15 protein-coding genes, 3 tRNA genes and 1 pseudogene are annotated in these 13,065 nt (G+C 64.4%); 4 read left to right on the top strand and 15 right to left on the bottom strand.

What is annotated here, in order from left to right; all coding sequences use genetic code 11:
• Positions 1-3: 3 nt before the first annotated feature.
• The 12 genes and pseudogenes from VL129_RS00870 to VL129_RS00815 form a co-directional block, all read right to left on the bottom strand.
• Positions 4-450: a phage virion morphogenesis protein gene (locus VL129_RS00870; RefSeq protein WP_325409104.1), complete on the bottom strand. Its 447-nt coding sequence runs from the start codon at positions 448-450 to the stop codon at positions 4-6.
• A complete protein-coding gene (locus VL129_RS00865; protein ID WP_325409102.1) occupies positions 447-935 on the bottom strand; it encodes a phage tail protein in 489 nt (162 codons plus the stop codon). Before VL129_RS00865 ends, VL129_RS00870 begins: the two co-directional genes overlap by 4 nt.
• Positions 932-1,195, bottom strand: a complete 264-nt coding sequence (gene lysC / locus VL129_RS00860; protein ID WP_325409100.1) for an Rz1-like lysis system protein LysC — start codon at positions 1,193-1,195, stop codon at positions 932-934. The genes VL129_RS00865 and lysC overlap by 4 nt, the downstream gene beginning before the upstream one ends.
• Positions 1,116-1,466 (bottom strand): annotated as a pseudogene (locus VL129_RS00855) (Rz-like lysis system protein LysB); the annotation flags it as partial. The pseudogene VL129_RS00855 and the gene lysC, both read right to left, overlap by 80 nt.
• Positions 1,463-1,726 carry a hypothetical protein gene (locus VL129_RS00850; protein ID WP_325409098.1) on the bottom strand — a complete coding sequence of 88 codons (264 nt, stop codon included), beginning with the start codon at positions 1,724-1,726 and terminating at the stop codon, positions 1,463-1,465. The gene VL129_RS00850 and the pseudogene VL129_RS00855, both read right to left, overlap by 4 nt.
• Positions 1,723-2,544: an N-acetylmuramidase domain-containing protein gene (locus VL129_RS00845; RefSeq protein ID WP_325409096.1), complete on the bottom strand. Its 822-nt coding sequence runs from the start codon at positions 2,542-2,544 to the stop codon at positions 1,723-1,725. The genes VL129_RS00850 and VL129_RS00845 overlap by 4 nt, the downstream gene beginning before the upstream one ends.
• Complete coding sequence (locus VL129_RS00840; protein WP_325409094.1) at positions 2,541-2,855, bottom strand: phage holin, lambda family; 315 nt, start codon at positions 2,853-2,855, stop codon at positions 2,541-2,543. The genes VL129_RS00845 and VL129_RS00840 overlap by 4 nt, the downstream gene beginning before the upstream one ends.
• A 39-nt stretch (positions 2,856-2,894) precedes the next feature.
• The gene (locus VL129_RS00835) at positions 2,895-3,104 is read right to left on the bottom strand and encodes a tail protein X (RefSeq protein ID WP_325409092.1); all 210 of its coding nucleotides are present in this window, start codon (positions 3,102-3,104) and stop codon (positions 2,895-2,897) included.
• Positions 3,104-3,565 carry a head completion/stabilization protein gene (locus VL129_RS00830; RefSeq protein WP_325409090.1) on the bottom strand — a complete coding sequence of 154 codons (462 nt, stop codon included), beginning with the start codon at positions 3,563-3,565 and terminating at the stop codon, positions 3,104-3,106. Before VL129_RS00830 ends, VL129_RS00835 begins: the two co-directional genes overlap by 1 nt.
• A 98-nt stretch (positions 3,566-3,663) precedes the next feature.
• On the bottom strand, positions 3,664-4,410 hold the full coding sequence (gpM, locus tag VL129_RS00825; RefSeq protein WP_325409088.1) for a phage terminase small subunit: 747 nt from the start codon (positions 4,408-4,410) through the stop codon (positions 3,664-3,666).
• A 3-nt stretch (positions 4,411-4,413) separates the two neighbouring features.
• Positions 4,414-5,487, bottom strand: coding sequence for a phage major capsid protein, P2 family (locus VL129_RS00820; protein WP_325409086.1), 1,074 nt, complete (start codon positions 5,485-5,487; stop codon positions 4,414-4,416).
• 27 nt (positions 5,488-5,514) lie between these two features.
• The gene (locus VL129_RS00815; protein WP_325409084.1) at positions 5,515-6,351 is read right to left on the bottom strand and encodes a GPO family capsid scaffolding protein; all 837 of its coding nucleotides are present in this window, start codon (positions 6,349-6,351) and stop codon (positions 5,515-5,517) included.
• Between the two features lie 154 nt (positions 6,352-6,505).
• On the opposite strand from VL129_RS00815, the gene VL129_RS00810 reads away from it, so the two are divergent.
• Both VL129_RS00810 and VL129_RS00805 read left to right on the top strand, forming a co-directional pair.
• On the top strand, positions 6,506-8,266 hold the full coding sequence (locus VL129_RS00810) for a terminase ATPase subunit family protein (RefSeq protein ID WP_325409082.1): 1,761 nt from the start codon (positions 6,506-6,508) through the stop codon (positions 8,264-8,266).
• Positions 8,266-9,315, top strand: coding sequence for a phage portal protein (locus VL129_RS00805; RefSeq protein WP_325409080.1), 1,050 nt, complete (start codon positions 8,266-8,268; stop codon positions 9,313-9,315). The genes VL129_RS00810 and VL129_RS00805 overlap by 1 nt, the downstream gene beginning before the upstream one ends.
• 942 nt (positions 9,316-10,257) lie before the next feature.
• Here the strand turns inward: VL129_RS00805 and VL129_RS00800 are convergent.
• The 3 genes from VL129_RS00800 to VL129_RS00790 form a co-directional block, all read right to left on the bottom strand.
• Positions 10,258-10,342 (bottom strand) — tRNA-Leu (locus VL129_RS00800).
• Positions 10,343-10,391: 49 nt separating this feature from the next.
• A tRNA-His gene (locus tag VL129_RS00795) sits at positions 10,392-10,467 on the bottom strand.
• Positions 10,468-10,509: 42 nt separating this feature from the next.
• A tRNA-Arg gene (locus VL129_RS00790) sits at positions 10,510-10,586 on the bottom strand.
• A 274-nt stretch (positions 10,587-10,860) separates the two neighbouring features.
• Here VL129_RS00790 and folD point away from each other — a divergent pair.
• A complete protein-coding gene (gene folD, locus VL129_RS00785; protein ID WP_325409078.1) occupies positions 10,861-11,715 on the top strand; it encodes a bifunctional methylenetetrahydrofolate dehydrogenase/methenyltetrahydrofolate cyclohydrolase FolD in 855 nt (284 codons plus the stop codon).
• A gap of 111 nt (positions 11,716-11,826) precedes the next feature.
• The gene (locus VL129_RS00780) at positions 11,827-12,714 is read left to right on the top strand and encodes a Dyp-type peroxidase (protein ID WP_325409076.1); all 888 of its coding nucleotides are present in this window, start codon (positions 11,827-11,829) and stop codon (positions 12,712-12,714) included.
• The last annotated feature ends 351 nt before the right edge of the window (positions 12,715-13,065 follow it).

The raw sequence follows: 13,065 nt of genomic DNA, 5'->3' as shown, positions 1-13,065 counted from the left end.
GGTTTACAACGCGAGGTGGTGCAGCAGGTGGTCGCGGATCATTTCCAGCTCGGCCTCGGTGAAGCCCAGCAGCTCGCGGCGGGCGTAGCGCACCTGGGGGCCGCCACGCTCGATGGAATCGACCAGGCCGTACTGGTGGGCGCGGGCGATGCGGGCGCTGTTGCCCAGGAATGCCACGGCGATGCTGTCGGCGTCGCTCTGCAGCTTGAGGTGCTTGGCCTGGCGCAGTTTGGCGAACATCTTGATCCGGCCGCCACGGCGCAGATCCTTGCGGGGTTTGCGCGGTGCGTAGGCGCTGCCGTCCGGGTTCTGCTGGGCGGTGATGCGCTGCTGCTGGCTGCGGCGCAGCTCGCGGGCGAGGGTCTGGTTCAGCTTGCGCCGCTCGGTGGGCTGGAGCTTGGCCAGCAGCGCGCCGGCCCAGTCTTCCAGGGCGTTGAGGTTGTCGCTCATGCCGGGGCCTCGGGGCTCACCCAGTCGGCCAGCGGCTCGCCATTGGCGACCAGCTGCCAGGGGCCGGCGGTCAGGTAGGGCTCGGGTTGCGGTTCGTCCGGGTGGGTGACCTGCAGGGTGCCATCGGTGAGCTTCTTGACGATGGCGCGCTCGGTCAGCGGCAGGGTGATGGACAGGTCCACTGACTTGTTCGACAGGATCTCGGCCTGGAACTTGATCGAGCCGTTGGCCTTGTCCAGGTTCTCCAGCAGCTCGCGCTGGTGAATGCCCACCCAGGCGAGCAGCGGAATCATCACCGCGTCCGGGTGGCCGGCGAAATCGGTCAGCACCAGGTTAAGGTCGTACTGGTACTCGAAGGACAGGCCCGGCGCGGCGGTGCAGCGCAGTGAGCCGGAGTCGATGAACACCAGCAGGCTGTCCTTGCGGTGGCGCAGCTGCGGGACGGCGGCCTGCAGATGGTCGCGCAGGGATCCGGGCTTGTTCATTGGGCGGCTTCCTTGGGCTGAGCAGCGATCACCGCATCGACTTTGGCCGCGCACTCGGCCCAGGCCAGTTCCAGGGCATCGGCGTCCTGGAGCAGTGCGCCGTTACTGGCCGGCGCCGTCGCCGGCAGCACGCACGGCGTCACGGCGGGACAGCCAGTCACGATAAGCGTCGGCGCCGGTGAGGGCGGGGCGCTCGCGCAGCCGGCGAGCAGCAAGAGGCAAAGGCTGATCAGCCCAGCGGCGAAGGTCTTCGTTCTCACGTTTCAGCTCCTCGATGTCGCGCTGGCGGGCGGCCAGCAGGGTGCGCAGCTCATCGGTGCGGAGTTGCAGGGTGGTCTGGGCGTCGCGCTCGGCCTTGAGCTGACTGGCCAGGGTGTCGGCATTGGCCTGGTGTCGCTCGGCGGTTTCCGTGGCCTTTTCGGCCCTCTCGATGGCCAGTGTCTCGTCGGCCTGGGCGGCATCGATGCGGGTCTGCTGATGCCAGACCAGCAGGCCCAGCGCGGCGACCAAGGCGAGCAGCCAGCGGGTCACTTTCGGTACCAGCCGGCGGCGTTCATTTCGGCTTCGGGGATCATCGAAATATCACCGCTCACCAGGTAGCAACGCTTGCCGGCATGTGCCGCTTTCAGCGCTTCGCCAAAGCGCAGAATTTCCTCGCGTGGAGTGCCTGCCGGGAGGACGAGCACATCGCCATCGCACAGGCGGATCTGCCTCACATCAATACGTTTCGTATAGGTCACCACCCTGGGTGGTTTCGAGGGTGGTGCGGGCGGCGGGGCGGCTGGTTTCATGCGACCTCCTGACTGGCTGAGTGGGCGCTGAACTGCTCGAACGCCCGGGCCAGCTTCACGTCGTACAGGTTGCGGGCGTAGGCCGGGCCGTTGTAGCGGCGCGCGAACTCGGCCCACTTGCGGGCCTTGAGCGCCTTGTGCAGCGCCGGGTCGGCTTCGATAAAGCGCACGAACGCTTCCAGGTGCTCGGCCTCGTGGCGGGCCAGGCGCTCGGTGAAGTCCTGGGCGCTGTCGTAGCCCAGCGCCTGCCAGTGGTAGCCCATCACCTGGAACAGTCCCCAACTGGCCGATTCCAGGGCGGCGGTGTCGTGCAACTGGCGGGCATTGGCCAGGCGCTGATGCTCGGCGGTGTCGCCGATGTAGCCACCCGGTCGGCGGCTCACCAGCCCGGGGTGCATGGCCGCCAGGGCGTCCGCCGCGGCTTCGCTCAGGCCGTTGACCTGCAGGCGTTCGTGCATCACATGCCGCTCGAACAGGATCACCGGCCGGCCATTGGCGGCGAAGCCCTCGCCGCGACTCTCCAGGGCATTCAGGGCCATGACGCTGGCCAACGGCACGCCCAGGCGGTCGGCGGCGCGTTGCAGGTCGCGCTGACTGAGCAGGCGGCTGGTGTCGGCGCTGTCCAGAGCGAGCCGGGTTTTCGGTCCCGCCACGCCATCGACCACCAGTCCGGCACGTTGCTGGAAGGCGCGCACGGCGCGCTCGGTGGCGGGGCCGAAATGGCCGTCTGGGTACAGGCGCGGCGAGGCGCCCAGCTCGTTGAGGCGTTTTTGCAGCTGAAGCACGGCCAGGCTGCGGTCGTCGAGGCGCAGAGTCATAGGGAATCCACCTTGCGGTCGAGCAGCTTCTGGGCGGCGGCGCGGCTGGTTTCAACGCCCAGCAGGCCGACCATGCAGGCGATGAACACGCCGGCGCCCTGCGGTGCGCCGATCAGCTCGGTGCCGTAGGACACGCCCACGCCGAGCAGGCCGCACAGCGGCGCCTCCAGGGCGAGCTGACGGAGCTTCCCGCCGGTGTAGATGACGCGCCACACGGCGATCATGAAGGCGAGCCCGCCGGCATACAGGGCCGGCATGTGGATCTGCAGCCAGGCGCTCAGCCAGGCCCAGGTTTCGGGACGGTCAGGCATGTTGTTCATCTCGTTGGCCCTCGGGGAGGGGGTGGTGGGTCAGTCCCATAGGTTCACCACGTCGCGCTGGGTGGCCTGGGTGGCCACGGCGGGCATCCGCACCAGTGTGCCGATCGGCAGCACCGGCCCCAGGCTGGCCAGCCCGGGGTTTGCCTCCAGCACCTGCTCGACCACGCCGGCCGTGCGGCCGTAGTACCGCCAGCAGATCGCGTCGAGGGTGTCGCCCTGGGTGGCTCGCACGGTGTCCATCAGATGAGTTCCACCGTGCTGTGGGTGACGCCCAGCAGGTCGCGGATCGCGTAGCGGGCGTCGCGGCGGTACTCGTCGATGCTCGGGGTCAGGTCGTCTGCGCGCTGGTTGCCGGCGGCGGTGGCGTCGAACGTCCGATAGCGCTCGGCCAGCTCGGCGCCGGCGGTGCAGTAAATGGCGCGACGGTAGAGGTGAATCAGCCCGCTCAGGCCCTGCAGTTCGGCGGCCGGCACGGCGGCCAGCGTGGCGTAACCCTCGGCCTGGTATTCGGCCTGCAGATGGGCCAGCTCGCGGTTGACGCTGAGCATGGCGTTGACCGCAGCCAGCTCCAGGCGAGCGTTGCTGACGGTACCGTCCAGGCGCAGCGAGGCGCGCAGGTGGTCGGCATCGATGTCCGGCCAGAAGCCATCGTTGGTCAGGGTGAAGGCTTCGGTGGTGCCGGTGGCGATAAATCCGCTCATCAATGCCTCGGAATCTGGTCGGCGGTGGTCGGGGCTTCACAGCGAAGGATTCAACCTGCTGATCCGCCCCGAGCCGCCGGGGTCGCGGGGACGCTCGGTTATGCCTCGGCCGGGGCCGGGGCGTGTTTCTTGAGGAGGCGCGTGGCGCGCTCCAGGTCTTTCTTGCCGCCGCAGTTTTCGTGCAGCTCGATGGCGCGCAGCACGTGGGAGTGCGCCGTCTGGACGTGGCCTTCCACATGAAACCGCTCCGCTTCCACGTTCTGGCCAGCCTCAACGGCTTTGGCATGAACGTCGGCAGCAGTCAGATGGCAGCGACCGATGGCCAGGTGCAGCTTGGCGCGCACCTCGTCGGGCATGTCCTGCTCGCGGGTCAGCTCCTCGGCCTGTTCCAGCACCGCCAGCTCGAAGGGCTGGTCGAGCTTGAGGGCCTTGAGCGCGGCCTCGGCGATTTCCTCGGCGATCAGCGTGCCCGGGGTCCGGGCGAAGCGGTCGGGCATGGCCAGGCCGTGCTGCAGCACGTAGCGGGCGATGGCCAGCGCGCCGGCCCAGTCGGCGATGTCGAAGCGCCAGATCATCAGCGTGGACAGCACCTCATCCTGGGCGCCGACCCCGGCCGACAGCACGCCGTCGATATACGGGGCGTACTGCGGGACCAGTTGCCGCTTGAGCTCGATCTTGCCCTCGGTGGACTGGATCTGTTTCAGGCGGTGGCGGTGCTGGTGCAGCTCGGCGAGCTGCAGTTCGTAGGAGGTGGCGCCGGCCATGGAGGCGGCCGGCGCAGCGGCGGCGGCCTCCTGGGCTGCGCGTTTGCGCAGCTGGTTGCGTTGGGCGAGGGTCAGGGCCATGGCTTACGCCTCCGTTGGGGCCGGGTAGGTCATGGCCTCGATGTTCTCCACCAGGGCCACGGCGCCGAAGTCCTCGACGACATAGGAGTCGTTGCTGGACTGGTAGTCGGCAACGCGGTCGTACTCCGGCTCGTCCTTCAGGTGGCGGCGGCGGGCGCCTTCCTGCCAGTAGATGGACAGGTTCTTGAGGAAGGTGACCAGCACGGTGCCTTCGGGGAAGAACGGGGCATCGACCACCGGCAGACCACCCAGACGGGCGCGGCTGACCACTTCCTGCGCGGCGTTTTCTTCCTGGTTGGACGCGGCGCCCTTTTCCACGGCCTTGAGCAGCTTCTCGTGCATCAGGTCGCGGCTGACCATCACCACCAGGTCCGGGCGGGCACGGTGCCACGGGTCGAGCATCTGGATGGCGTCGAACACCAGGCCGTCCAGGGTTGCGTAGTCGCCGGCGAATTCGGTGTCCACGCCGGCGACCTTGATGATCCTGGCCGGGCCGACAGTGACCTTGCCGGAGCCCTCGACGCCCTCGGCCAGCACGCGGTCGACCGCCTTGGTGCGGATCTTCTGCAGCCAGCCGATGTTCACGTCCTGGAGCAGCGGGTAGGTGGCGCGGTCCGTGGCAGCGGCGGCGCTGACGCCGTTGAAGCCGATCATGATCCGGTCCAGCGCCTGACGCTGAATGATGGCGTTGGTCAGACGCACCTGGAAGTCGGGGAACTTGGCCCAGGCGTCCAGCAGCGAGTACGGGAACGAGGTGTCGAAGTTGGTCTGCTTGCAGGCGTAGTCGTCCTTGGTCAGTGCGCTGCGGTCGGTCGGGGTGCGACGGTTGCCCGCTGCGGTGTTGGTGCGGCCGGCAACCGGGCCGTTTACACCCAGCAGCAGAGCCTCGCCGTCCTTTTCGATAACGCCGATCAGGTTGATGCGCCCCAGGAAGTCGGTGGACTCCTGCATGGCGGCTTCCAGGGTCTGCTGCACCGACGGGGCAACGGTGAACTTCTCGGTCGCGCTGGCCACGCCGTTGAGCAGGGCGATCTGCGCGGCCAGGGCGGTGAAGACAAGGCGGGTTTCGTTACGCATGGGAATTTCTCTCCTGTGGCGCGCTGATCAGAACTGGGTCTTGATCTGGCCGTCGCCGCCGGCCACCGGCGGGCGCTGTTGTTGGCTGTGGTCTTGGGTGTTGCCGAGCTGCTTCTTGAGGTCGGTCAGTTCGGTCTGCAGGCCTTGCACCTGGCTGGTCAGCTCGGTGACGCGCTGCTCGGCCTGGGCGAACTGGTCGGGCAGGTCCTTGACGTGCTCGGCGATGGCCTCGACGGCCTGGCCGACCTGGGCGAACTCGCTGTCGTCCTTGGTCTGTTTGCCCTTGAGCAGCTCCTGCACCTTGGTGAACAGGGCGGCGCCGATGCTGGGCTTGTCTTCGATTTCGTCGAATTCGAGGGTGGCCTCTTCGGCCAGGGTGAACAGGTTGTCCGCGTGCTGCTTGCGGGCCTTCAGTGGCGAGGCGTCCGGGTGCTGGGCGCTGAAGGCGAGCATTTCGGTGCCCAGGCTGGCCGGGGTGTCCGTGACGGCCAGACCGGACAGGTAGGCGCGGCCGCTGTCGGCGAACTTCGGACTGATCTCGATGCTGGTGAAGATCTTCTGCTTGGCCTTGTTCACCATGGCGACCAGTTCGTCAGTCGGCTCGATCTGCGCGAACAGGGCGAGCTTCTTGGTGCCGGCGATCTCGACTTCCTCAGTCTTCAGGGCCAGCACGTCGCCGTAGGCTTTGAACGGGCTGTCGGCTACCAGGCTGCGGAAATGCTCCAGCCAGACGCGGGCGCCGTAGGTCTTCGGGTTGTAGGTTTCGGCGGCATCGACCAGCCACTGGCGCTCGATCTGGCGGCCGTCCGTGGTCGCGCCCTCGACGGCGACGCGGAACCACTTGGAGCGGAATTTCTTCTTCATCGTGGGATGTCCTCAATCCGGGCTGCGGGTGTGCAGTGGGTTGAGGGCATGGTCGGCAGGCGCGCGATGAGCGGCAACGACGGGGAGTTGTAGGGTGGGGCGTTACAACGCCGCGAGCTAGGGCGGCTCGCGCGCGGGCGGCAGCATCGCCGCCATGACTGAGACCGTATCAATCCCCATCCGCGATAACCGCCGGCAGGCCAAGTTCCTGTACTGGACGGGTTGGCGCATTACCGACATCGCCGACTTCCTGGGCGAGCCGGAGAAGACCGTCCATTCCTGGAAGGGGCGGGACGAATGGGACCGGGCCGATACCGTAGAACGAATCGGCGGCGCCCTGGAAGCCCGGCTGGTGCAACTGCTGCTCAAGGACCCGAAGACCGGCGCGGACTTCAAGGAGATCGACCTGCTGCACCGCCAGCTGGAGCGCCAGGCGCGCATCCAGCGCTACCAGGGCGGCGGCACCGAAACCGACCTGAACCCGAACATCGCCGCGCGTAACGAGGGGCCGAAGAAACAGCCCAAGCGTAACGAATTCACCGAGGAGGATATCGAGAAGCTGCAGGAGGCGTTTCTCGACACCTGCTTCGACTACCAGAAGGACTGGTACCGGGCGGGCAATCAGCGCACGCGCATGATCCTGAAGTCGCGCCAGATCGGCGCCACGTACTACTTCGCCCGCGAGGCGCTGCTCGACGCGGCGATCACCGGGCGTAACCAGATCTTCCTCTCGGCCAGCAAGGCGCAGGCGCACCAGTTCAAGAACTACATGCAGGACATGGCGCGCGAGGTCCTGGACCGCCAGCTGACCGGCGACCCGATCATCCTGGCCAACGGCGCCGAGCTGCACTTCCTGGGCACCAACTACCGCACCGCCCAGGGGCGCAGCGGCAACTTCTACTTCGACGAGTTCTTCTGGACCCACAAGTTCGAGGAGCTCAACAAGGTCGCCTCGGGCATGGCTCTGCACAAGAAGTGGCGCAAGACCTACTTCTCGACGCCCTCCAGCAAGGGGCATGAGGCCTACAAGTGGTGGACCGGGGAGCGCCTGAACCGAGGCAAACCGAGCGCCCAGCACATCAAGCTGGATGTCAGCCACGACGCCCTGAGCCAGGGGCGGCTGTGCGAGGACAAGATCTGGCGACAGATCGTGACCATCCTCGACGCCGAGTCGCGTGGCTGCGACCTGTTCGACCTGGACGAGCTGCGCTTCGAGTACAACGCCGAGCAGTTCGCCAACCTGCTGATGTGCGAGTTCGTCGACGACGGCGCGAGCATCTTCCCGCTGGCCATGCTGCAGCCCTGCATGATCGATAGCTGGGAGGCCTGGGCCGAGGATTACAAGCCCTTCGCGCAGCGACCCTTCGGTGATCGCGCGGTGTGGATCGGCTATGACCCGGCCGAGACCGGCGACAGCGCCGGCCTGGTGGTGGTCGCGCCGCCGATGGTGCCCGGCGGCAAGTTCCGCGTGCTGGAACGCCACCAGTTCCGGGGCATGGATTTCGCCGCCCAGGCCGAGTTCATCCGCCAGGTGACCCAGCGCTTCTGGGTGACCTACATCGGCATCGACACCACCGGCATGGGCACCGGCGTCGCTCAGCTGGTACGCCAGTTCTTCCCCGGCCTGACCACCTTCAGCTACTCGCCCGAAGTGAAGACGCGCCTGGTGATGAAGACCTGGGACGTGATCAAGAGTGGCCGCCTGGAGTTCGACGCTGGCTGGACCGACATGGCCTCCAGCCTGATGGCCATCCGCAAGACCATGACGGCCAGCGGCCGCCAGTTCACCTACACCGCCGGGCGCACCGACGAGACCGGCCACGCCGACCTCGCCTGGGCGCTCATGCACGCCCTGCACAACGAGCCGCTGGAGGGCCGCACCGCCCAGAACAGCAGCTTCATGGAGATTTATTGATGAGCAAACGCCGCCGCTACCCCCAGAAATTTGCCGGCAAACCCTTGGAAGGTCAGGTGATCCCTGCCGGCGAAGGCGGGCGGGTTGAAGCCTTCACCTTCGGCGACCCGGTTCCGGTGCTCGATGGCCGCGAGATTCTGGACTACCTGGAGTGCTGGCAGAACGGCCGCTGGTACGAACCGCCGCTGTCGCTTGACGGCCTGGCGAAGTCCACCCGGGCCAGCGTCTACCTGCAGAGCGGCATCGGCTTCAAGCGCAACATGCTTGAGCGCACCTTCATCCCCCACAAGCTGCTCAGCCGTGCCGCGTTCGGGCAATTCGCCCTGGACTGGCTGTGGTGCGGCAACGCCTACCTGGAGAAGCGCCGCAACATGCTCGGCCAGGCGCTGGGCCTGTTGCCGCCGCTGGCCAAGTACATGCGGGTGGGCGCAGAGCCGGGCGAGTGCTTCCAGGTGCGCGGCTGGAAGGATGAACACGAGTTCGAGCGCGGTACCGTGCTGCACCTGCGCGAGGCCGACATCAACCAGGAGATCTACGGCATGCCGGAGTGGCTGGCCGCCCTGCAGAGCGCGCTGCTCAACGAGTCGGCGACCCTGTTCCGGCGTAAGTACTACCAGAACGGGTCACATGCGGGGTTCATCCTCTACATGACCGACGCCGCGCAGAACGAGGGCGACGTTGCCGCGCTACGCACCGCGCTGAAGAACGCCAAGGGGCCAGGCAACTTCCGCAACCTGTTCATGTACGCCCCGGGAGGCAAGAAGGATGGCATCCAGTTGCTGCCGGTCAGTGAAGTGGCGGCCAAGGACGAGTTCGGCAGCATCAAGAACATCAGCCGCGACGACCTGCTGGCCGCGCTGCGCATCCCGCCGCAACTGATGGGCATCGTCCCGCAGAACGCTGGCGGCTTCGGCAGCCTGCGCGAGGCGGCCGAGGTATGGGCCATCAACGAACTCGAACCCATCCAGGCGCGCCTGCAGCAGGTGAACGACTGGCTGGGGGAGGAGGTGATCCGGTTCAGGCCGTTCGAGCTGCCGACCAAGAACTGAGCCGCCCGGAAACGAAAAAGCCGCCCAACGAGGCGGCTTTTTTGTGTCTGCGCGACATGAAATTTTGCGGTTCTACGGCGTAAAAGGCGGTAGCTGATATTACCACGCCAGCATTTGCAAAGCCATCATCAGGCTGGCTGAAACCCAGGATTCATGCGGGGTCCAGGTGATCAGGCGAGGCCAGGAGAGTGCGCTACAGCGTGGTGCTCAGATGAGCTGGAGGATCTGGCGGGCGGGATGGGCCTGGCTCACCCTGGACCCGGCGCGCGCAATCGTCCCCCCGCCACGCCTGCGGGCTAAACCTGTGGCTTTTTCTGCACCCCTGCAGATTGCAGCGGGCGCCGCCAGCACTGGCGGACCGAGGAGGTTTTGCGGTGCTGGTTTCCCTGCGAATCCCTGCACCGAAGGGTGGTTTTCGGAGTCGCGCTGGATTGCAGCAGGGCAGGGGAGGATGGGGGAATCTCGGAGGGGGTGTTCGCTAGAGGTAATTTCGGTTAGCTGCATAACTGACCGGGGCTGTAACCCGCATGAATGCTGGGTTAGCGGTATTACCTTGGAGGGTGATTTGAGGTAAGGGTAAAGGTTAGGTTTTCCCAAGCCCTTGATTTTAAAGGCTTTCAGTTTTGGAGAAGGAAACCAGAAAAAAGGTAATCAGATAACCATCACCTAACCGTTTCCTAACCTTTGCCAGATCGCTCGCAGCCCTAGTGCCGCAAGGGCTTCGCTGCTTTAGATATAGGACCTAACCAAAATTACCCCAAATCGAGGGGTCAACATAAAACAGCGCAAATCCAGCCCCGGGTGCTCTCAACACCCGACCTGCGCGCTTTCGCTGGGAACACTCTGGGAATAAAACAGCCGCAAAAACAGGCGTTCTTGCGAGGGGCGCATCCGCTGGAAGCCTTGATTCATGAGGCTTTGCGGGGCGGGAGCCCTAGAAGATGGTGCGGACGGAGAGACTCGAACTCTCACACCTTGCGGCGCCAGAACCTAAATCTGGTGTGTCTACCAATTTCACCACGTCCGCGTGGTTGAAACGAAAACGCCAGACCTTGAGTCTGGCGTTTTCTCGAATATGGGGTGGACGATGGGAATCGAACCCACGACACCAGGAGCCACAATCCTGTGCTCTACCAACTGAGCTACGCCCACCATATTGCGTTGTTGCGTTTGCTTGTGCCAAAGCTGCCTTTATGGCGCACCCGGCAGGACTCGAACCTGCGACCATCCGCTTAGAAGGCGGATGCTCTATCCAGCTGAGCTACGGGCGCCTATTTCTGCTATCTCGGTTAGAGCGCAAATCTTGGCTTTGATGACAACCAACCCTTGGTGAGGCTTGTTGCCTTCAGGCCCAGCGACTAGCTGTGCTCGACAAGCGGGGCGTATGTTAGTCATGCGCCTATGCCTCGTCAACAGGTTTTTTTAAAAAAATCCTGTGAGATAAATGGGTTACGTCTGTCCGTCCTTCGTGGCTTTTGCCAGCGGGGGCTGGCGTGCGAGAATGCGCGCCTTCTATTTCACCTTCGTGATGGTTGACCAAGCGTAATGACCGCTCAATTGATCGACGGTAAGGCGATTGCCGCCCGTCTCCGCCAGCAGATCGCTCAACGTGTTGCCGAACGTCGCCAGCAGGGGCTGCGCGTACCTGGTCTGGCTGTGATCCTGGTGGGTTCCGATCCTGCGTCGCAGGTTTACGTGGCTCACAAACGCAAGGACTGCATCGAGGTGGGTTTCGAGTCCCGTGCTTATGATTTGCCAGAGACGACTCGTCAGGATGAATTGCTGGCGCTGATCGATGAGCTCAATGCCGATCCCGCGATTGACGGCATCCTGGTGCAGTTGCCCCTGCCGAAGCATCTGGATGCCTCCGGGTTGCTGGAGCGTATCCGTCCCGATAAGGACGTGGATGGCTTCCATCCTTATAACGTAGGTCGCCTGGCGCAGCGGATTCCGTTGCTGCGCCCGTGTACGCCCAAGGGCATCATGGCGCTGCTGGCAGAAACCGGAGTCGATCTCCATGGGTTGGACGCCGTGGTGGTGGGCGCATCAAATATCGTGGGGCGGCCCATGGCGCTTGAGTTGCTGTTGGCGGGATGCACGGTCACGGTCACCCACCGTTTCACCAGGAATCTGGAAGAGCACGTCAAGCGCGCCGACCTGCTGGTGGTGGCTACGGGAATCACCGGATTGGTGAAGGGTGATTGGATCAAGCCTGGTGCGATCGTTATCGATGTGGGGATCAATCGCCAGCCAGATGGGCGGCTGCTCGGTGATATCGAGTTTAAGGGTGCCAGTGAACGCGCCGGTTGGATTACCCCGGTCCCGGGAGGAGTGGGGCCGATGACGCGCGCCTGCCTGCTGGAGAATACGCTCCACGCGGCGGATCAATTGCACGCCTAAAGTGGGCGTGATGAAAACGGCACCCATCAGGGTGCCGTTTTTATTGGTGCGTCAGTCGGGATCGCGCCGCCTTGTTCGTTCCAAGCTATCCATGTGAGTAGAGGAGAAGTCATGAATCACTGCCAGCCGGCCATTCTGGAAGCCCCGGTTCCCTTGCAGGCGCGTCATCTGTTCTTTTCGTTGGGTTCGCCTGGCGAGTTGCGTGCGGCGCTGGATCGTCTCGTTCCGCTGATTGATGGTCGGAGTTTGGTCGTAGGGTTGGGGCAACCGCTGGTGCAGGTGCTTGGCTGTTCTGTGTCGGGGCTCCGGGCGTTCCCTTGCTTCGGGGGTGCCCTGGTTGATGTTCCCTCTACTCAGCATGCGTTGTGGTGTTGGTTGAGAGGGGCGGATCGCGGAGAGTTGCTGCACTTGTCTCGCCGGTTGGAGGCTGCGCTATTTCCAGCGTTGACTCTCGATCATATGGTTGAGGTGTTCCGTCACAAGGAGGGCCGTGACCTGACCGGGTACGAGGATGGCACTGAGAACCCGGTTGGCGATGCTGCCATCGAAGCGGCGCTTGTTACCGAGGGTGGGGCTGGCGACGTGGGTGGCAGTTTTGCCGTCATCCAGCGCTGGGTGCATGACCTGAATTATTTCGAGAGCCTCCCTGCGACGGATCAGGATGATATCTTCGGGCGTCGCAAGAGCGACAACGAGGAGCTGGATGAGGCTCCGGCGTCAGCGCATGTGAAACGCACGGCCCAGGAAAGCTTCGAGCCGGAGGCCTTTATGGTGCGGCGTTCCATGCCGTGGGTAGAGGGGGAGCGGGCGGGGCTGATGTTCCTGTGTTTCGGGCGGAGCTTCGCTGCATTCGAGGTTCAGATGCGTCGGATGGCTGGGGTCGATGACGGGATTGTCGATGCGCTTTACCGATTCAGTCGGCCGGTTTCGGGTGAGTATTACTGGTGTCCGCCGCTGCGTGATGGCGTGCTCGATTTGTCAGCATTGCAGATATGTTGATTATATTTGCACGAAGGCTTGACGTTTGAATGGGGCGGCCTATAATGCGCCCCACTTCCAGCGCAGAGCTGCTGAAAACTCCTTGTAAATCAATGAGTTGGATGTTCGGGTCTGGGTTGGAATGCTCGCTAGAGGAAGCGGGCTGCTGGTCGAGGCGGGGTTGACAGTGTCGTTTGACGCTGTATGATTCGCCTCCCGCTAGCGAACTGAGTTGATTCGGTTCGCGGTGGTAAGCAGTTGAGTTGAAACGAAAAGTTGTTCAAAACAACGCTTGACAAGCAAAACGGCCGCTGTAGAATGCGCGGCCTCGGTTGAGACCTTCGGTCAGATCGAAACGCTCTTTAACAACTG

Source organism: Pseudomonas sp. (assembly GCF_035497915.1).
Classification (GTDB): Bacteria; Pseudomonadota; Gammaproteobacteria; order Pseudomonadales; family Pseudomonadaceae; genus Serpens.
The sequence above is the reverse complement of the archived record's forward strand: the minus strand, read 5'-3'. Positions and strand labels throughout refer to the sequence as shown.